The following is a 24,789-nucleotide window of genomic DNA, read 5'->3' as shown; positions in this document are numbered from 1 at the left end:
GCCCATCAACCGGCAATTTTGACGGGTTTCGGCCGTGCCTGCCAGCCACGGGCGAGATGCACCAGAAGCGAGGCCGCAACGCTCGTTCCGCCGATCCAGCCAAGGTCGTTCGGCGAGAGGGTGGCCAGCACCGCCCCGCCCAGGGCGCCACCGATGGCGAAGCCGAGATACATGGCGGAGGCGTTGAGCGAGAGCGCGATCATCGAGGCCTGCGGCTCGATCCGGATGATGCTGGCGATCTGGGCCGGATAGAACGCCCAGCCCGAAAGGCCCCAGAGGAAGATCGCGCCCAGCACCGCGTAATGCGCCTGTCCGGGCAAGAGCTTCAGGACCAGCGAATGCAGGATCAGCGCGCTCGCCATGCCGGCGAGCCCGAGCGCCGCGGTGGCCATCGTGCCGAGTCGGTCGGCCAGGACGCCGCCAAGCATGTTTCCGATCGCGGCTGCGCCGCCAAACACCAGCAGGGCAAGGCTGATCTGCGAAGCGTCGAAGCCGAGGCCGCGCAGCGGGACCGCGAAATAGGTGAACACGGTGAAGCCGCCCAGCGCCCATAAAATCGTGATCAGAAGCGCTATCACGACATTGCTGTGACGCGCGACCGCAAGCCTGTCGCTGAGCGAGGCCGTGTTGCGCGGCAGCCCGCGAGGCAGGCCGAGCAGAAGGCCGGCGAGTGCAACGGCGCCGATCATTGCGACCATGGCGAAAGTCGCGCGCCAGCCGAACCAGCTGCCGACGAGATTGCCGAGGGGCACGCCGATGACGGTCGCGACGGTGAGGCCCGAGGTGACGAGCGCCACCGCGCGGCCGCGCCGTTCCGGCGAGGCGACTGCCACGGACACCGCCAGCGCCGTCGGCATGCACAGCCCGGAACCCAGCGCCATCAGCATGCGCGAGGCCAGCAGCACGGCGTAGTTGGAGGCGACCATTGCCGCAAGGTTTCCGGCGATGAAGGTCAAGAGCGCGAGCGCCAGCACGGTACGGCGGTCGATATTGTTCAGCGTCACCGCCAGGATTGGCGAGCCCACGGCGTAGGTGAGGGCGTAGGCGGTGACCAATTGGCCGGCGGCCGAGACCGAAATCGAGAGGTCGCTGGCGATCGACGGCAAAAGCCCAGCAATCACAAAGCCTTCGGTGCCGATCGCAAAGGCCCCCAGGGCCAGCCAGAATACGCTCATTGCTAATAATCCCTATGTTCAATGTTTATTGAACTATCGAAGATGACGATCTGAGAGTCAATTGGTTCAAGAACTATTGAACATTACGACCGCATCGCTATGATTCAGGGATCATGAGCCGCACGCCTCCCCACCCCACCCGCGAGCAGATCGAACTGCCCCTGGTTCTGGATTGTCTGAGCGATCCGATCCGGTTGGCGATCGTGTATCAGCTCGCCCAGCAGGAACGTGTCAGCAGCGAGCTTTGCTGCGGCGACTTCAACGGCCTCTCCGGCAAGTCGAACCTCACCTATCACTTCGCAAAGCTGCGCGATTGCGGGCTGATGCAGACGCGAATCGCGGGCACCAACCGCTTCATGCGGCTGCGTCGCGAGGATCTCGAGGCACGCTTTCCCGGCCTGCTTGACGCCGTGCTCAAGTCAGCGGCGAAGGATGCGGACAGGCTTCAGCTGAGTGCGACGTGCGAAGTCGCGAAGGTGGATTGAAGTCTTTGGGCGGACAGTCCGTCTTCGCCATCGCTTCGCTCCGGCTACGCCGGACACGCTTCGCCCCTGCGGGCCTTGCGTGGCTGCGCCACGCGTAGCCCCGCAGGGGCGAAGCGTGGAGACCCGGCCTGGATTTGAACCAGGATGAAGAGCAATGCACTGCTCTCGCGTAGACGCTTCCGCCACCGGGCCGCGGCGATCATGTCCGATCGAGCTGCGACAAGCCACCTCAGCCAAGTGTTATGCTTAACGCACCAAAGGCGGCCGCGCGATGAAAGTCATGCGCCAGCGATTGTGGCCGATATTGGTGTTGGCGCGCTGACCTGCGAAGCCCGCTGCCTTCAGCTTGGCCGTGATCTCGTCCTCGCTGTAGCGCTTGAGCCCGATGCGCGTGCGCAGATGACGGTAATCTGACAGCGCGGTGCTGACGAGCCCGATCAGTGCGTCCTTCAGGAAGCCGTGGCGCAGGCCGAAGGAGAGTAGCGCCGTGACGTCGCGGCCCATGCCGACATGGGGCTGCAGGATATCGCCGAGCACCAGCTTGCCGGACGGCTTCAGGATGCGCCTGACATTGATGAGTGCGGCATCGAGCTCCTCCGCCGTCATGTATTGCGCGACCGAGTTCATCACGACGAGATCGATCGACTGATCCTGCATCTTGCGGACGTCGTCGAGTGACCGAACACGGATTTTTGTATTCGGCGCAAACCGCGCGATCAGCCGGCCGCGCACGCCGGGCGCGGGTTCGGCCAGGATCAGCTGGCCGCAGGCCGCCGCCACCTGGCTCGCCGACAGCGCCTCGCCGCAGGCATAGTCCAGCACGGTCGCGTCGGGCGAGGTGATGTAGCTGATGATGTCCCGCGCGATGATCTGGAAGTGCAAATCGCGATGCAGCTTGCTGACATAGATCGTATGCGTCGAGTCGTAATAATCGATCCAATCGTCCATGGTATCCCGCCCGGCGGTTCCTATCTAGGAACCGCGCTGCCCGCCTTGCGTTAGGGGTGCGACGGCGCGCCGTCAATGTCCGCGTCCTAACAGGAAGGTTTCCCGTGAGCAAAGCCCCCAGCAAGGTCTCGCCCGACCTCGATACCCCCACTGATCTGCAGCCCCAGGCGGTCAACAAGGTCTCGGAGGCGCTCAACGTGCTTCTGGCCGACGCGTTCGCGCTGTATCTCAAGACCAAGAATTTCCACTGGCATATCAGCGGCCGGCATTTCCGCGATTATCACCTGCTGCTCGACGAGCAGTCGGACCAGATTTTCGCCACCACCGACCAGCTCGCCGAGCGCGTCCGCAAGATCGGCGGCACCACGGTGAAGTCGATCGGCCAAATCGCAAAGCTCCAGACCATCAAGGACAACAACGAGGACTACGTCCCGCCGCGCGAAATGCTGCGCGAGCTGATGCAGGACAACAAGCATGTCGCGGCCGCAATGCGCAAAGCGCACGAAGTCTGCGACGATGCCGGAGACGTCGCCAGCGCCAGCATCCTCGAGAACTTCATCGACGAGACCGAGCGCCGGACCTGGTTCCTGTTCGAAGCCACCCGCCAGGAAGGCGGCAACGAGGCTTAAGCCGAACCTCCGTAGGGTGGGCAAAGCGAAGCGTGCCCACGTCTCTTATCAATCATTGAGAGATCGTGGGCACGGCGCAAATGCGCCTTTGCCCACCCTACGGCACCACACTTGCCGCTACCGCCACAACCGCATCAACGCGCCGTGCTTGCCCGTGACCGGATCGGCCGGCGGACGTGCGACGTTCGGAATCGTCTTCAACGCCTTGGCGTGGTTCTCCGGCGTGGCCCGCGTGACCTCCATCCGCGAGCCCGGCGGATAGGCGCCGATCACGCAGAAATCGTCGCTCGCATTGATGCGCTGATGTCCCGTGCCGGCCGGCAGGATCGCGACATCGCCGGCCTTGATGTCCAGCTCCTGGCCGTGATCGCCGCCGAAGCGAACGCGGGCATGGCCGCGCGCGACGCCGAGCACCTCATGCACCGTCGCGTGGTAGTGCAGGTAATCGTAGACGCCGTTGCGCCAGGTGCCGCCCCAATTGTTGGTTTCGAACAGGTTTTCGATGGTCTCCTCGGGGCGCTTCGGATCGAGCGTCACCGCGCCCTGGTAAACCAGGAAGGGGAGGATGTTGTTCGGCACCAGCCCGTCATCCCTAAAGACGATGGCGAGCGGCTCGGCATAGTCGCGGACGACGGACATGGCAGGGCTCCTGCGTGAGCGTAGCAGGTTCAACGAGAGAAATTCGGTGGTGTTCCCAGTTCTCGGAACAACAAAAAAGGCCCGGGACGAGCCCGGGCCTGATGTCACGAAGCGATGTCGAGCGCGCTTTACGCGCTCTTCTTCTGCCGCATCAGATCGGCAAAGCGCTGGAACAGATAGTGCGAGTCGCGCGGACCCGGCGACGCCTCTGGGTGGTACTGCACCGAGAACACCGGCCTGCCGTCGAGCTGGATGCCGCAATTGGAGCCGTCGAACAGCGAGATATGGGTCTGCGTTGCGCCCTTCGGCAGCGTGTTCTCGTCCACCGCAAAACCGTGGTTCATCGAGGTGATCTCGACCTTGCCGGTGGTCTCGTCCTTCACGGGATGATTGGCGCCGTGATGGCCCTGATGCATCTTCTTGGTCTTCGCGCCGACGGCGAGGCCGAGCATCTGGTGACCGAGACAAATTCCGAAGGTCGGCGTGCCCGACTTGATCACGTCCTGGATCACGGGCACCGCGTATTTCCCGGTCGCGGCCGGATCGCCCGGGCCGTTCGACAGAAACACGCCGTCCGGCTTCATCGCCAGAATGTCTTCGGACGAGGTCGTTGCCGGCACCACCGTCACCTTGCAGCCGACGCCGGCGAGCAGGCGCAGAATGTTGCGCTTGATGCCGTAGTCGATGGCGACGACGTTGAATTCGGGCTTGTCCTGCCGGCCAAAACCCTTGTCCCACAGCCACGGCGTCTCGTCCCAGGTGAAGCGCTGGCCCGAGGTGACCATCGGCACGAGGTCCATGCCCTCGAGGCCGGGCCATTCGCGCGCTTCTTCCTTCAGCCCATGCAGATCGAACTCGCCGTCCTTGGCGTGTGCGATCACGGCGTTGGGCATGCCCTTCGAACGGATCAGCGCGGTCAGCGCGCGGGTGTCGATGCCGGAGAGGCCGATGATGCCACGCGCCTTCAGCCACTGGTCGAGGTGCTTGGTGGCGCGGTAATTCGAGGGATCGGTGATCGCGGTGCGCAGGATCACGCCGCGCGCGCCGGGCGTCGCGGCCATGTTCACCGTCTCGATGTCTTCGTCGTTGGTGCCGACGTTGCCGATATGCGGGAAGGTGAAGGTGATGAGCTGCCCGGCATAGGAGGGATCGGTGAGGATCTCTTCATAGCCGGTCATCGCGGTGTTGAAGCAGACTTCACCGACGGCCTGGCCTTCGGCGCCGAGACCAAAGCCTTCGAGCACCGTGCCATCGGCGAGCACGAGGAGCGCGGTCGGTTTATGGTCCGGCCAAGCGTTATCGTTTTCATGTTGTGTCATGAGCCCGCTTCATAAGCCCCCGAAGCGCGCCCGTCAAAGCGGGAAACGGCGGATTCACATGCGTTTTTGCATATTTGACAGGTCCCCTCAGGCACTTAAGCTTGGCGGAATAATTTCCGGCAAATTCCTGGGCTTGCGAGGCAATAATGGATCAGACCACCCCGCTTCTACTGGTTCCGGGGCTGGCTTCCTCGGCCCGCATCTATGCGCCCGTGATCCCCGCGCTCTGGCGCTTTGGTCCCGTGATGGTTGCCAACCATATCCGCGACGACAGCATGGCAGCGATCGCCGCCCGCGTGCTGAGCGAGGCCCCGCCGCGCTTCGCGCTCGCGGGCCATTCGATGGGCGGCTACATCGCGCTGGAGATCATGCGCCAGGCCCCCGAGCGGGTGGCGAAGCTCGCCTTGATCAACACCCAGGCGCGGCCTGATACGCCGGAGGCGACCGCGCGCCGTCTTGGCCTGATGGAGCGCGCCAAGCGCGGCGAGTTGCGCGCCGCGCGCGAGGAGATGTTTCCGGAATTGGTGCATCCTTCGCGCCGTGACGATCTTAGCCTACGTCAACTCGTGCATGAGCAGGGCGACGACGTCGGTGTCGAAGGCTATCTGCGGCAGCAGACCGCGATCATCGCACGGGTGGATTCACGCCCCACATTGGCGACGATCAGATGCCCGACGCTGGTGCTGACGGGCGATCAGGACAACACCATTCCCAACGCCTTCTCGAAGGAGATGGCGGAGGCCATTGCCGGCGCGAAGCTCGTCGTTCTGGCCAATTGCGGACATCTGCCGCAGCCTGAGCAGCCCGAGGCGACCACGCGGGCGCTGGCCGAATGGCTGGGAACTCCGGTTGTGTCAGGGGCGCGAACGGCCTAGATCAGGCGTCGGATACTCGAAGGGATCACCATCATGCTGCGCGACGACATCAACAATGCGGTCAAGGAGGCCATGAAGGCCAAGGACGAGCGCAAGCTGTCCACGCTGCGCATGGTCAATTCGACCATCAAGAATGCCGATATCGAAGCGCGCGGCAACGGCAAGCCGCCGCTGTCGGACGCCGATTTGCTCGGCGTCTTCCAGAAGATGATCAAGCAGCGCCAGGAGTCGGTCGAGCTCTACGACAAGGGCGGCCGCGCCGAGCTCGCAGCCCAGGAGCGCGAAGAGATCGCGGTCATCTCGGCGTACTTGCCGAAGCAGATGTCGGACGACGAGGTGAAGAAGGCGATTGCGGGCGCCATCACCGAAACCGGTGCCGCCGGCATGAAGGACATGGGCAAGGTGATCGCCGCGTTGCGCGCGAAGTACGCCGGCCAGATGGACTTTGGCAAGGCATCTGGTCTCGTGAAGTCGGCACTGTCGGGCTAGCCTCTTACCCTCCCCTGGAGGGGTCCGAGACGAGCGGAGCTCGCTCGTGGGTCGATCGCGCGAAGCGCGAGCGGGGTGGGGTGATCTCTCCACTCGGGTACCGCTCGTGTGGAAAGATCACCCCACCTCGGTTCACATTGCGCTTCGCTCCATGCGAACCGATCCTCCCCCTCCAGGGGAGGATGGACGCCTTTGTTGTTGTGGCGATCCGGTCTACTCTCTCCCGACAGAAACAATCGGGAGGCAACCGATGACCGCCATCAGACCGTTTCGCATCGCGATCAACGACGACATCCTCGCCGACCTCAAATCACGTCTCGCCCGCACGCGCTGGCCGGAAGCGGAACTGGTAGATGATTGGAGCCAGGGCGCGCCGCTGAAATGGATCCGGGAGATCTGCGCCTATTGGGCGGATGGCTACGACTGGCGGGCGCGCGAAGCAAAACTCAACCGCTTCGATCAGTTCACCACCGAGATCGACGGGCTCGACATCCACTTCCTGCATGCCCGCTCGAAAGAGCCGGCCGCGCTGCCGCTGATCATCACCCATGGCTGGCCCGGCTCGATCGTCGAATTCCAGAAGGTGATCGCGCCGCTGACCGATCCCGCCGCGCATGGCGGCAATCCGGCGGATGCCTTCCATGTGGTCTGCCCCTCGCTGCCGGGCTTCGGCTTCTCGGCCAAACCCAAAACCACCGGCTGGGGCGTCGACCGCATCGCGGCGACCTGGGCGAAGTTGATGGACCGGTTGGGTTACGCGCGTTACGGCGCGCAAGGCGGCGACTGGGGCTCGGCGGTGACGACCTCGCTCGGCGCGCAGGACGCGGAGCATTGCGCCGGCATCCACATCACGCTCGCCTTCAACGCCGCGCCGAAGGTCGAGGGTGAGCCGACGGCGGAAGAGAAGCGCGCGCTTGCGGGGCTCAAGCATTACGTCGATCTCGACTCCGGCTATTCCAAGCAGCAATCGACGCGGCCGCAGACGCTGGGCTACGGCTTGACGGATTCGCCGAGTGGGCAGGCGGCCTGGATCCTGGAGAAATTCTGGGCCTGGACCGATTGCGACGGCCACCCCGAAAACATCTTTGACAAGGACGAGCTGCTCGACAACGTCATGCTCTACTGGACAACGGAGACGGCGACTTCCTCGGCGCGGCTCTATTGGGAGAGCTTTGGCAGGCGCCGGACGACGCCGGCCGTGAAGGTGCCGACCGGTGTTGCGGTGTTCCCCAAGGAGATCATCACGCCGGTGCGGCGCTGGATGGAGCCGAATTTTTCCAACATCACCCACTGGAGCGAGATGGACAAGGGTGGGCATTTCGCCGCATTCGAGCAGCCGGAGCTGTTCGTGCGCGATGTCCGCAAGTTCTTCGCGACCGTGCGGTAGGATCAAGCCCATGCTCACGGAAGCCGCAACCTACGACGAACTCATCCGCAACTTCCGCTGGGACATCCCGGCGCGCTTCAACATGGCGGAGGCGTGCTGCGATCGTCATGCCGACGGCAGCGGTCGTCTCGCGCTGGTCTATGTCGACGAGAACGGCGCCACCACACGCACCTCCTTCGACGAGGTCGCGGAGATGTCGCGCCGTTTCGCCAATGTGCTGACGGCGGACGGGCTCACGCGCGGCGACCGCGTTGCGGTGTTCCTGTCGCAATCGCTGGAGCTGCCGATCGTGCATATGGCGGCGTTCCGCGCCGGCCTGATCTCGATTCCGCTCTTCGCGCTGTTCGGTGAGGACGCGCTGGAATTCCGCCTGGCGAATTCGCAAGCGAAGGCGATCATCACTGATGAGGCGGGCTGGGACAAGCTCACGAAGATCCGCGATCGGCTGCCCTATTTGCAGGACATCTATGTCACGAGCGGCGCCGTCCACGCCGGCGCAAAGCCGTTCTGGTCGGCGATCGAAACCGCGTCCGAGGACTTCGCGACCGTCGACACCTCCCCCGATGATCCCGCACTGATCATCTACACCTCCGGCACGACAGGTAATCCGAAGGGCGCATTGCATGCGCATCGCGTCGTGCTCGGCCATCTCCCGAATGTCGAGATGTGCCACAACTTCCTGCCGCGGCCCGGCGACCTGATGTGGACGCCGGCGGATTGGGCCTGGATCGGCGGTCTCGTCAACGGCCTGTTCGCGTTCTGGTATCACGGCATCCCGCTGGTCGGCCATCGGGCCCGAAAATTCGAGCCGCAGGCGGCGATGCAGATGATGGCCGATCTCGGCGTGCGCAACGTCTTCCTGCCGCCGACCGCGCTGAAGCTGATGCGGCAGGCCGGCGTGAAACACGCGGGCGTCAAGCTGCGCAGCATTTTTACCGGCGGCGAATCGCTCGGCGGTGAGTTGCTCGGCTGGGTGCGCGAGACCTTTGGCGTCGACGCCCATGAAGTGTTCGGCCAGACCGAGTGCAATCTGGTGATCGGCAGCAACGCGAACTTGTTTCCGATCCGCCCGGGCTCGATGGGCAAGGCGACGCCGGGTTTTGATGTCCGTATCGTCAATGACAAGGGCGAGGAGCAGCCGCGCGGGCAGCGCGGCATCATCGGCGTGCGCCAGCCATGCCCCGTGACCATGCTCGAATACTGGCGCAATCCCGAGGCGACGGCGAAGAAATATGCCGGCGCGTTTCTGCTCACCGGCGATCTCGGCGTGCAGGACGAAGACGGCTATTTCTGGTACGTCAGCCGCGAGGACGACGTCATCACCACGGCCGGCTACCGCGTCGGCCCGTCCGAAATCGAGCACACGCTGATGAAGCATCCGTCGGTGGCGATGGCCGCCGTGGTCGGCATTCCCGATCCGATCCGGACGGAATCGATCAAGGCCTGGATCGTGCTGCGCCCGGGTTTTGCGGCGGGCGATACGCTCGCGCGCGAGATCCAGGAATTCGTGAAAGTGCAGCTTGCGGCGCATGAATATCCGCGTTTCGTCGAATTCGCCGAGACCTTGCCGATGACTGCGACCGGCAAGGTGCTGCGGCGCGAGCTGCGGGCGAGGGGGTAGCTTCCGGGAATGCCAAAGACGTCTCAAGCCGCGGGGCTGCACCGCGCCTCCCTTACCAAGCTGCACGATCTCGATGCGGCGCTGGAGCTGATGTATTATGGCTGGCGCGGGATGACGCTCGAGGCCGACGACTATCTCGCCAAGCAGGGCCTGTCGCGCTCGCACCATCGCATCCTCTACGTGGTGGCGCGTCAACCCGACATCGCCATCGGATCGCTGATCGAAATCCTCGGCATTTCCAAGCAGGCCCTGAACCGGCCGCTCAATCTGTTGCTGGAGCGCAAGCTCGTGACATCGCAGCGTTCGCCCGAGCAGCATCGCTCGAAGCTCTTGCGGCTGACCGAAATCGGGAAACGCATCGAGCAAACCGCGTCCGGCCACGAACGCAAGGTGATGCGCGAGGCGTTCGATCGGGTCGGGACGCGAGGCGCGGCGGCATGGATGGCGGTCATGGAGACGATCGCCGACAATAACTGACAGACTGTCAAGTCAATATAGTTGACATGAGGCGCGAGCTTTGCCACTTTCCCGGCAACGAACCGGGGGAGGGCCGCGTCATGGGCGCACGGACAATGGATCGTGCCGCCGCCGAAGGCTTTGTCGCGGCGTGGTGCGCAAACTGGTGCAAGGTCGATATCGACGCCGTCGTCGCGCATTTCGCCGACGATGCGCAGATGCGCAGTCCTCTGGCGCTGTCGTTGACCGGTTCGCCAATTGTCACGGGTGCCGAGAATATCCGCGCCTATTGGCGTGAGGCCTATGGTCACATCCAAAGCGCGGACCTGAAGATTTTGGGCTGGAGCTGGGACGAGGCGATCAAGCGCCTCACGGTGTGGTGGCAGCTCGGCGATGTCAGAGCCAGCGAGTTCATGGATTTCGACGATGCGGGTCGCGTGATGCGCAGCGAAGCCTTCTACGGAAAATGATCATGCACCTCTCCGATTTTGTCCTGCTCCTCAATGCGCTCTGGTTCGGTGGCGCCTTCATCCAGTTCAGCATCGCGCAAGCCAACACGCTGAAGATCCTCCTGCCGCGCGAGGAGCGCAGCAATCCCATCGCGCCGACCTTGGCGGCCAGCGTGGCGTTTCTCGGCGGGATCAATCTGCCGATCGGCCTTCTCTCGCTCTATCTGCTGGCCGCGCGCCCACTCTTCTTCCAGCCGGTCGAGGCGCAGCTGGCGCTGTTCCTGTTCTTTGCGGCCTGCCACTTCAGCCAGTTCGCCTATAACCTTCCGGTGCTGATGCGCGGCGGCCGCGTCGGCGTGGCTTACTGGCCCGTGCTGAAAGGCCCGATGCTCAGGATCTTCGTCATCGATGCAGCGCTGTTCGCGGCCAATCTCGGCGTGGCGGTGCTGCTGGTGTCCCGCTAGCGCGTCGGGGCCGACAGGGCGGACCGCAGCATCGCGGCAAGATCCTGCCGCTTGAACGGCTTGGTCAGAATGCGGGCGTCGACCCCGTCGGGCGTCTTGACCGGATTTTGGCTATAGCCGGAGGTGAAGAGCACCTTGAGATCGGGCCTCAACGCGGTTGCCTGCCGCGCGAGCTCCGGGCCGAACATGCCGCCGGGCATCACGACGTCGGTGAACAGCAGATGGATATCGCCGGACTGGCGCAGCACGTCCAGCGCCGCCGGCCCGTTCGACGTCGCGATGACGCGATAGCCGAGCGTCCTCAGTTCGCTCTCGACATAGGCCCGCACCATGTCGTCGTCCTCGACCACGAGAACGGTCTCGCTTCCGTCGGGGGCGATGATCTGTTCCGCGGGAGCCGGGTCCTCGTTCAACACCGAGGCGATACGGGGGAAGAACAGCCTCACGACGCTGCCTTGCCCCGGCTCGGACTGCAACTGTACGAGACCGCCGGACTGCTGTGCAAACCCGTAGACCATGCTCAGGCCGAGGCCGGTGCCCTTGCCGACCTCCTTGGTGGTGAAAAACGGCTCGAACGCGCGGCTGGCGACGTCGGCTTCCATACCGCAGCCGGTATCGGTCACGGCCACCATGACGTAGTCGCCGGGGCGCGGCTCGCCGTTGACGTCGAGGTCGGATGGGCTGAGCGAGTTGTTGCGTACCTCGACCGTCAATCTGCCGCCGTCGGGCATCGCATCGCGCGCGTTGAGCACGAGGTTGAGCAGGGCGGTTGCCAGCTGGCCGGGATCGACACTGGTCAGCCACAGATCCGTTCCAAACGCGAAGCTGCACTCGATGTGCTCGCCGAGCGACCGGCGCAACAGCTGCTCCATGCCGACGACTTTCTCGGCAATGTCGATCTCTCTTGGCCGAAGCGGCTGCTTGCGCGCGAAGGCGAGCAGGCTGCGTGTCAGGTCGGAGCCGCGCTCGGCGGCGGTCGCGATATCGCCGGCGATCCGCTGCAATTCCTTGTTGCCCGCCAGCCGATCGGCCAGATGCTCGGAGTTGCCGAGAATGACGGTGAGGAGATTGTTGAAATCGTGCGCCACGCCGCCGGTGAGCTGGCCCATGGCCTCCATCTTCTGGGACTGGCTGAGCTTGTGGCTGAGGTCAGCGATGGCCGCGCGTTGCTGCTCCAGCGACTCGGCGGTGCCGTTGAGCAGGGCCATCAATCCACCCAGCTCGCCGCTCGGATGCGGCGGCGGAATGCGCGCGCTGAGATCGCCAAGCCCGAGCCGCTTTGCCATTGCGGCGAGCCGTCCGACCTGGCGCCCGACGCCGACGGTCGCAAGGATCCAGATGCCGGCGAGCAGCAACAGCGAGGCCACCGCGAGGATCGCCATGTCTTCGTAGAGCCGGCGGTTCGCTGCCGCTACCAGTCCGTCCTTGGAGCGTCCGACCATGACATAGAGGCCGGCCTTGCGGATCGACGGCGAGCGCGCGACGGCCCAGACTTGCGTGCGGCCCTCGCGATCGGTCACCTCGCGGGACGCCTGGCCATCGGGTGTTACAGCGAAGCGGAACAAGTCGGAACCGGCGATTGAAGCGCCGACGGGCTCGCTCCAGTCACCTCCCCTCGGTGCGACCAGCACCGTGCCCTTGCTGTCGACGAACAGGATCTCCTTTTCGGCGAGCAAACGCTTGTCGTGAAATTCCGCGAATTTGTTCAGGTTGAACGAAGCGAGCAACACGAATTTCAGCACGCCGGCATCGGATCGCACGGGGTAGGCGATCTGGAGCACCGATAGTCCGGTCAGGCGGCCGAACACCGGCTCCACCGCGACGACACCCTGCGAGACCTTCGCTTGCCTGAAATAGGCGCGATCGTTCAGATCGAGCGTACGGTTGGTCCGGAGCGAGTCGCAGAACAGACTGCCATCGGGATCGATGGTCAAAATGCCGGTGAACTGCGGGTACTCTTCGCGCACATCGGACAGGAACGCAGAGCATGCCGCCTTGTCGCGCGTGTCGAGGTCGCGGGCACGGGCGAGGCCGTAATGAAGCTGGGCGGTGCCCTGAATCTTCTCTTCCAGATCGCTTGCAATATCGTCGGCAGACGCAGCCAGATTGGCCAGGGCCGCATTGATCTCGCTGGTGCGATTCTGCACGAAGCGCAAGCCAACGAGGCATGCCGGCACCAGCATGGCCGCGATGACGAGGATCAGTAACCGGGTACGCAGGCTCATCGGTGGGGGCGGGTCCGCTCTTCGCGCGTATTTGTTTGGAGGTACAATCTGCGGCACGATCGTCTGCGCAGTCCATAGCCATCGGCTGGAAAATCGTACCGATGGTCAAGATTTCGCTGCGCGTGCATTGCGGTGTCGCCACAATCATCCCGTTATCGGGCGTCAAGTTGCGTGTGTACGCAGCGGCGCTAATATCGCGGTTTGAGCGCGACGGAAGATCGCGCTTCTGCGGAGGGAGCTGATGTCCATCTCGGGCAAGGTCGATCCGGTGGTGCGTCCCGTTGCGGCGACCGACATCGCCGAGGCGCTGGTCGAGGGCCTGCGCGATTTCCAGGCGCTGCCGCTTTACGGACTTTGCTTCGGCGCGCTTTATGCTGCCGGCGGCATCTCCATCATGCTCTGCCTCACCGCCTTCGGCATGATCTATCTGGTTTATCCCCTGGCCGCCGGCTTTGCGCTGATCGGGCCGTTCGTGGCAATCGGGCTCTATGAGGTGAGCCGCCGCCGCGAGCGCGGCGAGCCGATCTCCTTCGGTGCGATCTGGTCGGCGATACGCTCGCGCAGCGAGATCGGCTGGATGGCCTTCGTCACGCTGTTCGTGTTCGTGATCTGGATGTACCAGGTCCGGCTTCTGATCGCGCTGCTGCTCGGCCTGCACGCCTCGTTCTCGAGCCTGCAGGAATTCATGACGGTGGTGCTGACCACGAACGAGGGCCTGCTGTTCCTGGCGATCGGCAACGCAGTGGGGGCGGCGCTGTCGCTGATTCTGTTTTCGCTGACCGTGGTCTCATTTCCGCTGCTGCTCGATCGCGAGGTCGATTTCGTCACGGCCATGGTGACGAGTGTGCGCGCGGTGGTGACCAGCCCGCTGCCGATGATCGGCTGGGCGGCGGTGATCGTGACGCTGTTGATCGTGTCGGCGCTGCCGTATTTTCTCGGGTTGGTGGTGACGCTGCCCGTGCTCGGGCATGCGACGTGGCATCTTTATCGGCGGCTGGTGGTGCCGGTGCCGTAACCTCGGTGTCGTCCCGGCGAAGGCCGGGACCCATACCGCGGGATCTATCGATTGCGAACGGTCGGAGTACCGAACGACGAGTGTCCGCTAAACTCAATCTTGTGGTTATGGGTCCCGGCCTTCGCCGGGACGACAGCGGAAGTTGGTGCTACGGCGTCTTGATCCCCATCGCCTTCAGCGCATCCAGCATCCGCTGTGGCGGGCCCATCTTGACCACCAGCGGTTTGCCGGTCTCGAGCAGGCTCTTGAGGCTGGACAAGATCGCGGGCCAACCGGAGCGGCCGCCGGCGAGGATGTCGTCGCTGAGCGGGCGATCGTGGCCTTCGCTCATGGTGAGCCGCACCGCGTCGCCGGCCTGCTCGATCTCGTAGGTGACGAGAGTTGGTCCTAGTTTCTCGATCAGCTCGGGCCAGTTGACGTTGAATGTCACGGCGAGCTTGCGGGGCGGATCGTAGGCGAGCACCTCGCCGCTGATATGCAGCGCGCCGTCAGGCGTACGCACGATGAAGGCGCCGCCAAGTCGAGGTTCGACCACCACGGCATTGCCGAAGAAGTATTGCTTGCTGAACTCGGCCGAGGTCAGCGCTTCCCACACCTTTTCCGGCGTCGCGGCGATGTAGATGGTGTAGACCGTCAGCGGCTTGAATTGACCGAGATTCATTTTGCGTCAAATCCCTTGTTGAGGGCGGCGCGCGTGATGGAGAGCAGTTTGCCGGTCTCGAGCAGGCTCTTGAGCTGGGACAGGATCGCCGGCCAGCCGTTGGAGACCGCGCCGAGATATTTTCCACCCTCGACGAAACCGTCATGTAGCACGGTCAAACGCACGACGGAGCCAAATGGTTCGAACGTGAACACGACGCGCGAGATCGGCTCGCCGCGCAGTTCCTCGTATTTCAGGTGCTTGAAGCTGTAGGAGAGGCGGCGCGGCGGATCGGCCTCGAGGATTTCGCCGGAATCGGTGACCTCGCCGTCCAGCGTCAACGTGAAGGGTGAGCCGATCGTCCAGTCGGACCGAACCTCGGCGCCGAACCAGTATTGCCGGGTGAACGCGCTCGACGTCAGCGCCTCCCACAGCTTTTCCGGCGTGGTCTCGATGTAGGTGACATAGACGAATTGCGGCTTACTCATCACGCTTCTCCAACTGGCGTTTCAACTCGCTGAGTGCGGCGAGCTTGCCGCGCTCGAATTTCCTGATCCAGCGCTCGCCGATCTGATGGATCGGCACCGGATTGAGATAATGCAGCTTCTCGCGACCATGCTTGATGGTCGTCACCAGATTGGCCTCTTCCAGGATGACCAGGTGTTTTGTCACCGCCTGGCGCGTCATCTCCAGGCCATCGCAAAGCTCGTTCAAGGTCTGGCCGTTCCTGGCGTGAAGCCTGTCCAGCAGCGACCGTCGCGACGCATCGGCGAGCGCTTTGAAGACCTCATCCATGAGGACGATAATAGGCAACCAAATAGTTGCATGTCAAGATGATGTCTTTGGCGCGCGCGAGCGGCTGTGCTAGCCTTGAATCTCAGCCAACGCAGATTGGTTCCGGGAGGACTTTGATGTTCCGTTGCGTCCTGACTGCTGCCGCCCTCGTCCTTTTCGCCGGCGGCACTTTTGTTCACGCCCAGAAGCAGACCATCGGTGCGCCGCCTGAGGCGTCCAACATGAAGCTGGTGGGTACCAACGATTTGCAGGCGCGCAGCGCCTACCAGCCGACCATCCATCACCAGGGCGACCGCTGGATCGCCTATATCGGCCACCACGGCGGCACAGATGACGTGCCGGCGCCCGTCAATCCGATGACGGGCCAGGCGGAGCCGAACGGGACCTCGATCGTCGACGTCACCGATCCCGCGCATCCCAAATATCTCAGGCATCTGCCGGGGCAGGAAGGCAAGTATGAATCCGGTGGCGCGCAGATGGTGCGCGTGTGCGACGGCAAGACCTTGCCGAGGGGTGATCCCAATGCGGTCTACATGCTGCGCACCTTTGGCAGCGAGGCGCATGAGATCTGGAACGTCGCCGATCCCGCCAATCCCGTGCTGATCACGCGCATCGGCGGACTGAAGGACACGCACAAGAACTGGTGGGAGTGCGACACCGGCATTGCCTATCTCGTCTCGGGCGCGCCGGACTGGCGCACGCGGCGCATGACACAGATCTATGATCTCTCCGATCCCGCCCATCCGCAGAAAATCCGCGACTTCGGCCTGCCCGGCCAGGAGCCCGGATCGACCGGCGCGGTGCCGACCGAGCTGCACGGCCCGATCTCGACCGGGCCCAATGGCAACCGCGTCTATTTCGGTTACGGCACCAACAAGGGCGGCATTTTGCAGATCGTCGATCGCGAGAAGCTTCTGACCGGGCCGAAGGAGCCGACGCCGGACAATCTGCGCTTTCCCGAGATCGCGCGGATGCCGATGTCCGCGTTCAACGGCGCGCACACCACATTCCCGATGCTCGACATGCCCGTCGCCGAATTCGCCGAGGACAAGGACGGCAAGACCCGCGACATCGTCATGATCGTCGACGAGGCGATCCTGAACGAATGCGGCGAGGCGCGTCAGATGGTGTGGTTCGCCGACGTCACCACCGAAGCGCGGCCGATGATGATCTCGAGCTACACCGTGCCGGAGGCGAGCGGGCAGTTCTGCCAGCGCGGCGGCCGCTTCGGCTCGCATTCCTCGAACGAGAGCATGGCGCCGGTCTACTACAAGAAGATGGCCTTCATCGCCTTCTTCAATGCCGGGGTGCGCGCGCTCGACATTCGCGATCCCTATCATCCCAGGGAAGTCGGCTATTTCATCCCGGCGATCACGCAGGCGACCGACAAGCGCTGCATTCCCGTCGAAGGCGGCGAGCGCTGCAAGGTCGCGATCCAGACCAACAATGTCGAGACCGACGACCGTGGCTACATCTACATCGTCGACCGCGCCAACACCGGCTTGCATATCCTGGAGCTGACCGGGCCGGCACGCGCCGTCGCCGGCCTGCCGAAGAACTGACGATGCGGCGCGCGGCGACGATCGCGCTCGTGCTTGCCGCGCTCGGCGCATCCGGCGTCGGGGCCTATCAGCTGGCGCCGTCGCCCGCGCCGGCATCAGCGCATTGGCGCGAGCTTGCCTGGCCATTCCCGCGCGACGGCTGGCCCGCGGGCCGTGCCTTTCGCTGCGAGGGCGGTAGCTGCGACGGCGCCAAGCTCTATGTCCGCGCCAAGCGCGGCTTCTGCAATTGCGACCGCGGCGTCGCCGATGACGACGAGGTCGATCGCGTTGCCGATATCGATCTGATCACCCCACGCTTTACGGCGACCGCGCCGGGCGAGGTGGTGCGTGTCGGCGAGATGCACGGTCGTGCGCGGCGCTATGATCTCGCGATGTCTGACGGTGCGAGCCACGCCGCGGTCGGCGTTGCGCTCTCGCGCCGTTGCGATCTCTTCGTCGCGGCGGCGCAGGGGCGGGGCGACGCCAGCGCGATGCAGCATGCGGCGCTCGCATTCCTGGAGACACCGCAGATGAAAACGTGGGTGATTGCGGCGCTGGACGGAAAGTAAGTGCCATGCATTAATATAAGCAAACGCCCCTCAGCTTGAGTCCTCCCCATGATGTCCATGCAAGCCTATCTCGCCTTCGTCGCCGCCTGCATTGCGCTCGCGCTGCTGCCGGGACCGATCGTCACCCTCGTCATCGCCAATGGCCTGCGCTACGGCACGCGCTCGGCACTGACCAACATTCTCGGCGTGCAGATAGGGCTGTTGATCGTGATCGGCGTCCTTGCGATCGGCCTCACCACGCTGATGGCGACGATGGGCTATTGGTTCAACTGGGTCCGCTTTGCAGGTGCGGCCTATCTGGTCTGGCTCGGCATCAAGCTGATCCGCTCTCCGGTCGAGGGCGTCTCCGCTGACGAGCCGCCGCCGCCCCCTCGCGGAGGCTTTCTGTTGCAGGGCTTTGTGGTCGCGCTGTCGAACCCGAAGCTGCTGGTGTTCTTCGGCGCGTTCATTCCGCAGTTCATGGACATGAGCAAGGATCACCTGTCGCAGGTCCTGGTGCTCGGAATCACCTTCATGGTGCTTGCCGGCTTGACCGACGGAATCTACGCGCTGCTTGCCGGTCAGGTCCGCGGCTTTTTCTCGGCACGCCGCACCCGCATGGTGTCGCGCGTGTCCGGCGGCTTCATGATCGGCGGCGGCATCTGGCTGGCGCTGATCCGGGCCAAGTGAGCAAGACTTAAAGCAAGCGAGCCTTAAGCAAGCGAGCCTGCCGGTTGAACCTTCGTCCGCGGCTGTGCGTCCAAGGAAGCATTGCCGCCGACGAAGGATATTGCCGTGCCGAATTTGCCCCCGCTCGTCTACGCGATGCTGCTCGCGCCGCTCGCGCTGATCCTGATTGCCGCCCTTGTGAAGACCTGGCAGGCCCGCGAGGCGCGGAGCTGGCCGCAGGTATCAGGCAAGGTCGTCACGTCAGTCGCCGAGGTACGCGAGGTCAGGGTGTCCGACGACGAGCGCGAGGACGGCTACCGCACGGAGAGCCGCAACTTCGCCAATGTCGCTTACGAATATTCGGTGAGCGGCCGGAAACTGAGCTGCAACCGCATCTCGATCGGCGAGGACCTCGGCAATTTCCAGGTGGCCGAGAAGCTCGCGAAATACCCCGCCGGCAGCATCGTCACGGTCTACTACAATCCGCGCCATCCCGATCAGGCCGTGCTGGAGCGCGACCTGCCGAAGGGCCTGTGGGGCTGTCTCGGCATCGGCTCGGCGATTGTGGTCGCCATCATCTTCGGCTCGGCGTTCGGCCTCAACCAGAGCTACGCCTGGCTCTCGCATCACATCGGCCGGCCTGATTTGGCGGGCATGGTCGTGGGCTTTGGCGCGTTCGGCCTGGTCATCGCGCTGATGGCCTGGGCGGTGCGGCGGCAGGCCTCGATGGCGACGCGCTGGCCGGTAGTGCCGGGCACGATCAAGCTGTCGGAGATGGAAGAATACCACGAGGCGAGCGAGCCCGGCGAAGCCCGCGGCGCCGAGATGTTCGGCAAGCGCGTGACCTACACCTACAGCTACCAGAATGTCCGCTATACCAATGAATGCGCGCGGGTCGCGGCGGGCACGCCACAGGCCTCCAACAAGATGCTGGAGAAGCTGATGTCGCGCTACCAGGACGGCGCGACCGTGGAGGTTCACGTCAATCCCGACAACCCGGCCGAGGCGACGCTCGATGCAAGCGGCGACGGTCGCATCGCCTATGTGCTGTGGGGCATCGCCGCGATTTTCGCCGCGCTCGCGCTGTTCGTCGCGACACGGGGCGGTTGAGCTAAATCCTGGGCCGCATACTCCGCTGCGCTCCCTCCCCCCTTGCGGGGGAGGGCGGGGGAGAGGGGTAGCCAAGCAAAGGGTTTATGCGTCGTCGAAAGCCGCGCGCGCTGCAATGAGAGAGTCCCCGTGTGGTACCCCTCTCCCTAACCCTCCCCCGCAAGGGGGGAGGGAACACACCGCGTGTCGTGGCGACGCCTCACCTTGTCAACAGCTCCGGCTTCAACTCCATCTCGATCTCCGCGAAGATCCTTGCCAGCCGCTCCGCCCATTGCTGCTGGCCGGATTGATCTGCGATCAGGTCCTGGCGGATCTCGATGCCAGTGTTGACGAGGCCGCGAGCCTCGCCGTGCACGGGGATGGTGTAGTCGCTGAGATCGCTCACCGCATAGGGCTCGTTGTCGCCGACGACGAGATCGCCCTCGGCGCGCAGATGCTTCAGCAACATCTGCGGCAGCACGGTGTCGCGGTTGTACAGCGCGCCGATGTGCCAGGGCCGCGCGACGCCTGCGTACACAGGCGTGAAGCTGTGCAGCGATACCAGCACGGTCGGCCGCCTGGCATGTATCCGGCTGTCGATCACCGCGTCGATGCGATGATGATAGGGCTCAAAGATCTCGCGCCGCCGCGCCGCGCGCTCGCTGTCGGAAATGTCCTCGTTGCGCGGGATCGTGGTCGCCTCCGATATCACGGGGATCGAGCTTGCGACGCCGGGCGAGCGGTTGCAGTCGATCACGAGGCGCGAATAGCGCTGCGCGACGAGATGCGCGTTAAGCATGTTTGCAAGCCGATCGGCGACGCCGGCGATGCCGATGTCCCAGCCGATGTGCCGCATTAGCTCGCCTTCCGATACACCGAGATCGCCGAGCGCACGCGGCAGAATGCGGCCGTAATGGTCCGATGTGAGCAGGAAGGGCGATGTGCCCTCTGCATTCACCTCATGCACTGGCGGAATATCGCCTTGTCCCAGGAGTTGATCCGTCGCCTCGGCTGTGTTGAAAGCCATCCTGATTGCCTATGGAAAAAGCAGTCGCCCCGGAAATTGGGCAAAGAATCATTCACAATGGGTCTGCCCAAAATCACCATGATCTGCTGACGATGCCGCTGCTGACGATTCACCACAAGACCGAATATCGCTACAATCGTCCCGTGGCCTTCGGCGAACACAGGTTCATGCTGCGCCCAAGCGACGGCCATGATCTGCGCTTACTTGACTCCAGGCTCAAGATCTCGCCGCAGCCGATGTCGCTGCGCTGGATCCACGACGTGTTCGGCAATTCGGTGGCGATTGTTGATTTCGACGCGCGCGCGGACCGTCTGATCTTCGACTGGCACGTCACCGTCGAGCACAATCCGGTGGAAGAGTTCGCGCTGACGCCGGACGATCCCGCTTACTTCTATCCTTTCGTCTATGACGACGCGGAATTGCCCGATCTCGTCCAGTACATCACGCCGCAATATCCCGATCCCGGCGGCAGGATCGCGGAGTGGGTGCGCGGTTTTTTCGATGAAGATGCACCGGCGCCGAGCTTTTTGCTGCTGAGCCGCATCACACACGCCATCCGCAAGCAGTTCAACTACCAGAGGCGTCACGAACCCGGTACGCAGACCCCGTTCGACACCTTGCGGTTGGGCACCGGCACCTGCCGCGACTACGCGCTGTTCATGATCGAGGCGCTGCGCCGTCTCGGCATCGCCGCGCGCTTCGTCTCCGGCTACATCTTCGTGCCCGAAGACATCGCGCAGCACCATGTCGGTGGCGGCTCGACTCATGCGTGGGTGCAGGTCTATCTGCCGAGCGCGGGCTGGATCGAGTTCGATCCCACCAACGGCATCGTCGGCACCCGCGACCTCATCCGCGTCGCGGTCGCCCGCGACCCGCGCCAAGCCATCCCGCTGCACGGCATCTATATCGGCACCCAGGACGCTTTCGATGTCATGGAGGTGAACATCAGCGTGGTCTCGGACGAGGAGCGCACCGGTGCGGAGCTGGAAGCGGAGGTTTTGTAAGTCTGCTGCGATTTGCACGCTGCTGATTGACGGCTATAGAAGGCCATGACCTCCGATCGTCTCTTCGTCTACGGCACCCTGATGCGCGGCTTCGACCATCCGATGGCGCGGCTGCTGGCGCAGCATGCGGATTTTCTGGGCGAGGCGAGCTGCCGCGGCCGGCTCGTGCTGGTGAAGCATTATCCGGGATTGCTGCTGTCCGACGCGCCGTCGGAGCTCGTGCACGGCGAGCTCTTCCGCTTGCGCGCCGGCGACGAGCTCTTGCGCGAGCTCGACATGTACGAGGCCTGCGGCGAAGGCTTTCCCGAGCCGACGGAATATCTGCGCCAGCTGATCGACGTGACCGGCGCCGACGGCGCGACCGCGCCGGCCTGGACTTACGTCTACAATTGGCCCGTCACCGATCTGCCGCACATCGAATCCGGCCGCTTCCTCGACCACTAGGCCGACAGCACTTCCTTCACCACGCGCACGTCGACCTCGCGTTCGACATAGGTCCACTCCTCGGTTTGCCTGAGCATGCCGACCAGCTCCTCGAACAACGAGGCATGGGCGGGCGCGAACTCGAACCAGGTCAGGAAATCGAAGGGCTCGCCGAGGTCGCGGCAGTGATAGAGCTGGCGCGCGATTGCGGGCAGAAAACGAAGACTGCTGGCGATGTGGTGCGACTTGTCTTCAAAGATCTCGCGGCGTTCTTCCTGCGTGAGATCCCACCATGCCTGCGACTTGCGGATCGGAATCAGCGCCGCGCTGGTTGCTTCCAATCGGCCGAGGCCGGCCTGCACGCTCACGAGCTGCTCCTTCTCGGCGCGCTCGGTGTAGCGCAAGCTGCTGGGTACGCCGACCAGCCGCCAGGCATTGCGCGAGGGGACCAACGGCAACGCCACGGCCTCGCTGTCGTTGACCGACAGCGCCGGCATGAAGGGCAGGGGCTCGCCCGTCACAGGCGACATCGAGGTCACCCGCCAGCCCCCGCTATGGCCACCCCGAAAGGTCCTGAACATGGCCCATGGAAGCGTGGAACCGGGCGGGGTTCAAGCTTTTCCCGTCATTCCGGGCCCGCGCATCGCACCGGAAAGGGCTGTGAACAGCGCGTATAATCCTGACAAACCTGACTTTTGGCCGGCCCGCGCCTATATCCCTGATCCTTCGCCCGACTCACTTCGGTTCGCGCTACACACAGCCCATGGCCATCCGCTTCACGCCCCAATTCCTTGACGAGCTGCGCGCCCGGCTTTCGGTCTCCGAGGTCGTGGGCAAGCGCGTCAAGCTGAAGAAGACCGGGCGGGAGTGGAAGGGGCTGTCGCCGTTCCAGCAGGAAAAGACGCCGTCCTTCTATGTCAACGACCAGAAGGGTTTTTATCACGACTTCTCCTCCGGCAAGCACGGCGACATCATCACCTTCGTGATGGAGACCGACGGCCTGCCGTTTGCCGAGGCGGTCGAGCGGCTCGCCGGCATGGCCGGCCTGGCGCTGCCGGCGGTGACGCCGGATGCGGCGCGGCACGAGCAGCGGCGCCGCACGCTGCACGACGTCATGGAGCTCGCGGCGAAATTCTTCTCCGAGACATTGGCCTCGCGTGTTGGTGCGAAGGCGCGCGGCTATCTCGCGGATCGCGCGATCTCGCCGGCGACGCAATTGCAGTTTCGGCTGGGCTATGCGCCGCCGCCGCCCGAGCGCTTCGCGCTGAAGGAGCATCTCGGCAAGCTCGGCGTGTCCGTCGAGGACATGATCGAGACCGGGCTGCTCGTTGCCGGCAACGACATCCCGGTGCCCTACGATCGCTTCCGCGATCGCGTGATGTTTCCGATCACCGACTTGCGCGGCCGCGTCATCGCCTTCGGCGGACGCGCGCTGGAGAAGGACGTTCCGGCCAAATATCTGAACTCGCCGGAGACGCCGCTCTTCCACAAGGGCGACAATCTCTACAATCACCAGACCGCGCGCAAAGCCACCCATGACGGCAGCGCGCTGATCGTGGTCGAAGGCTATGTCGACGTCATCGCCATGGTCACCGCGGGCTTTGCAGGCGCCGTCGCGCCGCTCGGCACCGCGCTGACCGAAAACCAGCTCGCGCTGCTGTGGAAGATGGCGGACGAGCCGATCCTCTGCTTCGACGGCGACCGCGCCGGACAGAAGGCCGCCTATCGCGCCGCCGACCTCGCGCTGCCGTTTCTCGCGCCAGGCAAGAGCCTGCGTTTTGCGCTGCTGCCGGAAGGGCAGGACCCCGACGATCTCGCGCGCTCCGGCGGTCGTGGCGCGATCGAGGAGGTGATCGCGGCGGCGCGCCCGCTCGCCGACATGATCTGGTCGCGCGAGCTCGAAGGCGGCAATTTCGCCACGCCCGAGCGCCGCGCAGCGCTGGAAGCACGCATCAAGGAATTGTCGAACGGCATCCGCGACGAGGTGGTCCGGCGCTACTACCGCGACGAATTCGTCGAGCGGCTCCAGCGCGCCTTCTCGCCCGATGGCGGTCGCGGCGGCTTCGCCGGCCGGGGCAATTTCCGCCAGGGGGGCGGCGGCCGCCCGTTCCAGCCGCGCGGTGGGGGGCAGGCGAATCGATTCGGCGGTCAGGGATTCGGGCAAGGATTCGGAGGAGGCCGCCGCGGCCCGCCCGGTCCGACCCCGCTCCCCTCCGGCCCCTACCAGGCGGCGAGCCCCCAGCTTGCGGCAAGCCCGATCATGCGGGGCCAGCGCAGCGCCATCTCCCGCCGAGAGGCCCTGATCCTGCAAAGCCTGATCAACCACCCCTGGCTGCTGGATGATCACCTCGAAGAGGTGGCTGCCCTGGAGTTCGCCCACCCCGAGGCCCACAAGCTCAGGGCCGGTATCATCGCGGCTTTTGCCAACGACCATCACCACTCATCGGACCCCGGCGAGCAGGCCGAAAAGATGCGGGCCGATATCGAGAAGGGCGGATTTGCGCAGCTTCTTCAAAGAGTTGAGGGCGGCATCACCACTGCGGCGGTGTGGGGCGCCCGCGAGGGCGCGGCCCGCGACGACGTTCTTGCCACCTGGCACCAGCTCGTTGCCTTGCATCGGCAATACCATTCACTACTTAGAGAGCTGAAAGACGCCGAGCTGGCCTTGGGGGAGGACCCCAGCGAGGCCAATTTGGCGTGGCTGCGTGACGTCAAGGCCCGGCTGGCCGAGGTCGACGGTACCGAGGCCCTGATCGAGGGTTTTGGCGAGCTGTCGGGCCGGTTCCAGAAGAGTGTGTGATAAAAGAATCATGCGGACGGCTGAGGCCGGAACCGCTAAAAGACTCGCCAAATCCAAGGTTTGGCGGCAAAAACAGG

At 64.3% G+C, this 24,789-nt stretch carries 27 protein-coding genes and 1 tRNA gene; 17 read left to right on the top strand and 11 right to left on the bottom strand.

Annotated features, from left to right (window positions below; genetic code table 11):
- Positions 1-5: 5 nt before the first annotated feature.
- On the bottom strand, positions 6-1,175 hold the full coding sequence (locus tag NLM32_RS40795; protein WP_254134298.1) for an MFS transporter: 1,170 nt from the start codon (positions 1,173-1,175) through the stop codon (positions 6-8).
- A gap of 113 nt (positions 1,176-1,288) precedes the next feature.
- On the opposite strand from NLM32_RS40795, the gene NLM32_RS40790 reads away from it, so the two are divergent.
- Positions 1,289-1,660: a helix-turn-helix transcriptional regulator gene (locus NLM32_RS40790; RefSeq protein ID WP_254134297.1), complete on the top strand. Its 372-nt coding sequence runs from the start codon at positions 1,289-1,291 to the stop codon at positions 1,658-1,660.
- Positions 1,661-1,776: 116 nt separating this feature from the next.
- Here NLM32_RS40790 and NLM32_RS40785 read toward each other — a convergent pair.
- Positions 1,777-1,852, bottom strand: a tRNA-Ala gene (locus tag NLM32_RS40785).
- Between the two features lie 54 nt (positions 1,853-1,906).
- Positions 1,907-2,608: a class I SAM-dependent methyltransferase gene (locus NLM32_RS40780; protein WP_254134296.1), complete on the bottom strand. Its 702-nt coding sequence runs from the start codon at positions 2,606-2,608 to the stop codon at positions 1,907-1,909.
- A gap of 104 nt (positions 2,609-2,712) precedes the next feature.
- Between NLM32_RS40780 and NLM32_RS40775 the strand changes: the two genes are divergently transcribed.
- Complete coding sequence (locus NLM32_RS40775) at positions 2,713-3,237, top strand: Dps family protein (RefSeq protein WP_254134295.1); 525 nt, start codon at positions 2,713-2,715, stop codon at positions 3,235-3,237.
- Between the two features lie 117 nt (positions 3,238-3,354).
- Here NLM32_RS40775 and NLM32_RS40770 read toward each other — a convergent pair whose 3' ends face one another.
- On the bottom strand, positions 3,355-3,876 hold the full coding sequence (locus tag NLM32_RS40770) for a cupin domain-containing protein (RefSeq protein WP_254134294.1): 522 nt from the start codon (positions 3,874-3,876) through the stop codon (positions 3,355-3,357).
- A 128-nt stretch (positions 3,877-4,004) separates the two neighbouring features.
- Positions 4,005-5,195, bottom strand: coding sequence for a glutamine-hydrolyzing carbamoyl-phosphate synthase small subunit (carA, locus tag NLM32_RS40765; protein WP_254134293.1), 1,191 nt, complete (start codon positions 5,193-5,195; stop codon positions 4,005-4,007).
- 146 nt (positions 5,196-5,341) lie between these two features.
- Here carA and NLM32_RS40760 point away from each other — a divergent pair, with 146 nt between their 5' ends.
- From NLM32_RS40760 to NLM32_RS40730, 7 genes are all read left to right on the top strand, one after another.
- The gene (locus NLM32_RS40760; protein WP_254134292.1) at positions 5,342-6,070 is read left to right on the top strand and encodes an alpha/beta fold hydrolase; all 729 of its coding nucleotides are present in this window, start codon (positions 5,342-5,344) and stop codon (positions 6,068-6,070) included.
- 33 nt (positions 6,071-6,103) lie between these two features.
- Positions 6,104-6,559 (top strand): GatB/YqeY domain-containing protein, encoded by a 456-nt coding sequence (locus tag NLM32_RS40755; protein WP_254134291.1) that lies wholly within the window; start codon positions 6,104-6,106, stop codon positions 6,557-6,559.
- A gap of 250 nt (positions 6,560-6,809) precedes the next feature.
- On the top strand, positions 6,810-7,946 hold the full coding sequence (locus tag NLM32_RS40750) for an epoxide hydrolase family protein (protein WP_254134290.1): 1,137 nt from the start codon (positions 6,810-6,812) through the stop codon (positions 7,944-7,946).
- A gap of 10 nt (positions 7,947-7,956) precedes the next feature.
- Positions 7,957-9,567, top strand: a complete 1,611-nt coding sequence (locus NLM32_RS40745) for an acyl-CoA synthetase (protein ID WP_254134289.1) — start codon at positions 7,957-7,959, stop codon at positions 9,565-9,567.
- Positions 9,568-9,576: 9 nt separating this feature from the next.
- On the top strand, positions 9,577-10,044 hold the full coding sequence (locus NLM32_RS40740) for a MarR family winged helix-turn-helix transcriptional regulator (protein ID WP_254134288.1): 468 nt from the start codon (positions 9,577-9,579) through the stop codon (positions 10,042-10,044).
- 80 nt (positions 10,045-10,124) lie between these two features.
- Positions 10,125-10,493: a nuclear transport factor 2 family protein gene (locus NLM32_RS40735; RefSeq protein ID WP_254134287.1), complete on the top strand. Its 369-nt coding sequence runs from the start codon at positions 10,125-10,127 to the stop codon at positions 10,491-10,493.
- Between the two features lie 2 nt (positions 10,494-10,495).
- On the top strand, positions 10,496-10,936 hold the full coding sequence (locus tag NLM32_RS40730; RefSeq protein ID WP_254134286.1) for a hypothetical protein: 441 nt from the start codon (positions 10,496-10,498) through the stop codon (positions 10,934-10,936).
- On the opposite strand, the gene NLM32_RS40725 is transcribed toward NLM32_RS40730, so the two are convergent.
- The gene (locus tag NLM32_RS40725) at positions 10,933-13,161 is read right to left on the bottom strand and encodes an ATP-binding protein (protein ID WP_254134285.1); all 2,229 of its coding nucleotides are present in this window, start codon (positions 13,159-13,161) and stop codon (positions 10,933-10,935) included. The two genes, NLM32_RS40730 and NLM32_RS40725, sit on opposite strands and share 4 nt — an antisense overlap.
- Positions 13,162-13,402: 241 nt before the next feature.
- Here NLM32_RS40725 and NLM32_RS40720 point away from each other — a divergent pair, with 241 nt between their 5' ends.
- Positions 13,403-14,176 (top strand): DUF2189 domain-containing protein, encoded by a 774-nt coding sequence (locus NLM32_RS40720; RefSeq protein ID WP_254134284.1) that lies wholly within the window; start codon positions 13,403-13,405, stop codon positions 14,174-14,176.
- Between the two features lie 148 nt (positions 14,177-14,324).
- Here the strand turns inward: NLM32_RS40720 and NLM32_RS40715 are convergent, their stop codons facing one another.
- From NLM32_RS40715 to NLM32_RS40705, 3 genes are read right to left on the bottom strand one after another with little or no spacing between them, the layout of a single operon-like run.
- Entirely contained in the window at positions 14,325-14,837 is a 513-nt protein-coding gene (locus NLM32_RS40715) for an SRPBCC family protein (protein ID WP_254134283.1), read from the bottom strand.
- Positions 14,834-15,304: an SRPBCC family protein gene (locus tag NLM32_RS40710; protein WP_254134282.1), complete on the bottom strand. Its 471-nt coding sequence runs from the start codon at positions 15,302-15,304 to the stop codon at positions 14,834-14,836. The genes NLM32_RS40715 and NLM32_RS40710 overlap by 4 nt, the downstream gene beginning before the upstream one ends.
- The gene (locus NLM32_RS40705; RefSeq protein WP_254134281.1) at positions 15,297-15,611 is read right to left on the bottom strand and encodes a helix-turn-helix transcriptional regulator; all 315 of its coding nucleotides are present in this window, start codon (positions 15,609-15,611) and stop codon (positions 15,297-15,299) included. The genes NLM32_RS40710 and NLM32_RS40705 overlap by 8 nt, the downstream gene beginning before the upstream one ends.
- A gap of 116 nt (positions 15,612-15,727) precedes the next feature.
- Here NLM32_RS40705 and NLM32_RS40700 point away from each other — a divergent pair, with 116 nt between their 5' ends.
- The 4 genes from NLM32_RS40700 (at position 15,728) to NLM32_RS40685 (ending at position 19,479) form a co-directional block, all read left to right on the top strand.
- A complete protein-coding gene (locus NLM32_RS40700; RefSeq protein WP_254134280.1) occupies positions 15,728-17,173 on the top strand; it encodes an LVIVD repeat-containing protein in 1,446 nt (481 codons plus the stop codon).
- Positions 17,174-17,175: 2 nt separating this feature from the next.
- Positions 17,176-17,721 carry a hypothetical protein gene (locus NLM32_RS40695; protein ID WP_254134279.1) on the top strand — a complete coding sequence of 182 codons (546 nt, stop codon included), beginning with the start codon at positions 17,176-17,178 and terminating at the stop codon, positions 17,719-17,721.
- Between the two features lie 51 nt (positions 17,722-17,772).
- On the top strand, positions 17,773-18,390 hold the full coding sequence (locus NLM32_RS40690; RefSeq protein ID WP_254135539.1) for a LysE family translocator: 618 nt from the start codon (positions 17,773-17,775) through the stop codon (positions 18,388-18,390).
- Positions 18,391-18,495: 105 nt separating this feature from the next.
- On the top strand, positions 18,496-19,479 hold the full coding sequence (locus NLM32_RS40685) for a DUF3592 domain-containing protein (protein WP_254134278.1): 984 nt from the start codon (positions 18,496-18,498) through the stop codon (positions 19,477-19,479).
- A 199-nt stretch (positions 19,480-19,678) separates the two neighbouring features.
- Here the strand turns inward: NLM32_RS40685 and NLM32_RS40680 are convergent, their stop codons facing one another.
- The gene (locus NLM32_RS40680; RefSeq protein ID WP_254134277.1) at positions 19,679-20,485 is read right to left on the bottom strand and encodes an N-formylglutamate amidohydrolase; all 807 of its coding nucleotides are present in this window, start codon (positions 20,483-20,485) and stop codon (positions 19,679-19,681) included.
- A 92-nt stretch (positions 20,486-20,577) separates the two neighbouring features.
- Here NLM32_RS40680 and NLM32_RS40675 point away from each other — a divergent pair, with 92 nt between their 5' ends.
- Positions 20,578-21,489 (top strand): transglutaminase family protein, encoded by a 912-nt coding sequence (locus NLM32_RS40675; RefSeq protein WP_254134276.1) that lies wholly within the window; start codon positions 20,578-20,580, stop codon positions 21,487-21,489.
- A 45-nt stretch (positions 21,490-21,534) separates the two neighbouring features.
- On the top strand, positions 21,535-21,933 hold the full coding sequence (locus tag NLM32_RS40670) for a gamma-glutamylcyclotransferase (protein WP_254134275.1): 399 nt from the start codon (positions 21,535-21,537) through the stop codon (positions 21,931-21,933).
- Here the strand turns inward: NLM32_RS40670 and NLM32_RS40665 are convergent.
- The gene (locus NLM32_RS40665; RefSeq protein WP_254134274.1) at positions 21,930-22,493 is read right to left on the bottom strand and encodes a chlorite dismutase family protein; all 564 of its coding nucleotides are present in this window, start codon (positions 22,491-22,493) and stop codon (positions 21,930-21,932) included. The two genes, NLM32_RS40670 and NLM32_RS40665, sit on opposite strands and share 4 nt — an antisense overlap.
- Before the next feature lie 188 nt (positions 22,494-22,681).
- Here NLM32_RS40665 and dnaG point away from each other — a divergent pair, with 188 nt between their 5' ends.
- Entirely contained in the window at positions 22,682-24,712 is a 2,031-nt protein-coding gene (gene dnaG, locus NLM32_RS40660; RefSeq protein ID WP_254135538.1) for a DNA primase, read from the top strand.
- The last annotated feature ends 77 nt before the right edge of the window (positions 24,713-24,789 follow it).

Origin of the sequence: Bradyrhizobium sp. CCGUVB14, assembly GCF_024199935.1 — a bacterium.
In the GTDB taxonomy this organism is placed as follows: Bacteria; Pseudomonadota; Alphaproteobacteria; order Rhizobiales; family Xanthobacteraceae; genus Bradyrhizobium.
The sequence above is the reverse complement of the archived record's forward strand: the minus strand, read 5'-3'. Positions and strand labels throughout refer to the sequence as shown.

Excerpts from the sequence above, each read along its gene's own strand:
- NLM32_RS40670 (WP_254134275.1), top strand. The coding sequence starts at position 21,535 with ATGACCTCCGATCGTCTCTTCGTCTACGGCACCCTGATGCGCGGCTTC.
- NLM32_RS40705 (WP_254134281.1), bottom strand. The coding sequence starts at position 15,611 with ATGGATGAGGTCTTCAAAGCGCTCGCCGATGCGTCGCGACGGTCGCTG.
- NLM32_RS40710 (WP_254134282.1), bottom strand. The coding sequence starts at position 15,304 with ATGAGTAAGCCGCAATTCGTCTATGTCACCTACATCGAGACCACGCCG.
- NLM32_RS40780 (WP_254134296.1), bottom strand. The coding sequence starts at position 2,608 with ATGGACGATTGGATCGATTATTACGACTCGACGCATACGATCTATGTC.
- NLM32_RS40760 (WP_254134292.1), top strand. The coding sequence starts at position 5,342 with ATGGATCAGACCACCCCGCTTCTACTGGTTCCGGGGCTGGCTTCCTCG.
- NLM32_RS40790 (WP_254134297.1), top strand. The coding sequence starts at position 1,289 with ATGAGCCGCACGCCTCCCCACCCCACCCGCGAGCAGATCGAACTGCCC.
- NLM32_RS40770 (WP_254134294.1), bottom strand. The coding sequence starts at position 3,876 with ATGTCCGTCGTCCGCGACTATGCCGAGCCGCTCGCCATCGTCTTTAGG.
- NLM32_RS40720 (WP_254134284.1), top strand. The coding sequence starts at position 13,403 with ATGTCCATCTCGGGCAAGGTCGATCCGGTGGTGCGTCCCGTTGCGGCG.
- NLM32_RS40735 (WP_254134287.1), top strand. The coding sequence starts at position 10,125 with ATGGGCGCACGGACAATGGATCGTGCCGCCGCCGAAGGCTTTGTCGCG.
- NLM32_RS40795 (WP_254134298.1), bottom strand. The coding sequence starts at position 1,175 with ATGAGCGTATTCTGGCTGGCCCTGGGGGCCTTTGCGATCGGCACCGAA.
- NLM32_RS40750 (WP_254134290.1), top strand. The coding sequence starts at position 6,810 with ATGACCGCCATCAGACCGTTTCGCATCGCGATCAACGACGACATCCTC.
- NLM32_RS40730 (WP_254134286.1), top strand. The coding sequence starts at position 10,496 with ATGCACCTCTCCGATTTTGTCCTGCTCCTCAATGCGCTCTGGTTCGGT.
- NLM32_RS40740 (WP_254134288.1), top strand. The coding sequence starts at position 9,577 with ATGCCAAAGACGTCTCAAGCCGCGGGGCTGCACCGCGCCTCCCTTACC.
- NLM32_RS40755 (WP_254134291.1), top strand. The coding sequence starts at position 6,104 with ATGCTGCGCGACGACATCAACAATGCGGTCAAGGAGGCCATGAAGGCC.
- carA (WP_254134293.1), bottom strand. The coding sequence starts at position 5,195 with ATGACACAACATGAAAACGATAACGCTTGGCCGGACCATAAACCGACC.
- NLM32_RS40745 (WP_254134289.1), top strand. The coding sequence starts at position 7,957 with ATGCTCACGGAAGCCGCAACCTACGACGAACTCATCCGCAACTTCCGC.
- NLM32_RS40675 (WP_254134276.1), top strand. The coding sequence starts at position 20,578 with ATGCCGCTGCTGACGATTCACCACAAGACCGAATATCGCTACAATCGT.
- NLM32_RS40725 (WP_254134285.1), bottom strand. The coding sequence starts at position 13,161 with ATGAGCCTGCGTACCCGGTTACTGATCCTCGTCATCGCGGCCATGCTG.
- NLM32_RS40695 (WP_254134279.1), top strand. The coding sequence starts at position 17,176 with ATGCGGCGCGCGGCGACGATCGCGCTCGTGCTTGCCGCGCTCGGCGCA.
- NLM32_RS40665 (WP_254134274.1), bottom strand. The coding sequence starts at position 22,493 with ATGTTCAGGACCTTTCGGGGTGGCCATAGCGGGGGCTGGCGGGTGACC.
- NLM32_RS40715 (WP_254134283.1), bottom strand. The coding sequence starts at position 14,837 with ATGAATCTCGGTCAATTCAAGCCGCTGACGGTCTACACCATCTACATC.
- NLM32_RS40700 (WP_254134280.1), top strand. The coding sequence starts at position 15,728 with ATGTTCCGTTGCGTCCTGACTGCTGCCGCCCTCGTCCTTTTCGCCGGC.
- NLM32_RS40680 (WP_254134277.1), bottom strand. The coding sequence starts at position 20,485 with ATGGCTTTCAACACAGCCGAGGCGACGGATCAACTCCTGGGACAAGGC.
- NLM32_RS40690 (WP_254135539.1), top strand. The coding sequence starts at position 17,773 with ATGTCCATGCAAGCCTATCTCGCCTTCGTCGCCGCCTGCATTGCGCTC.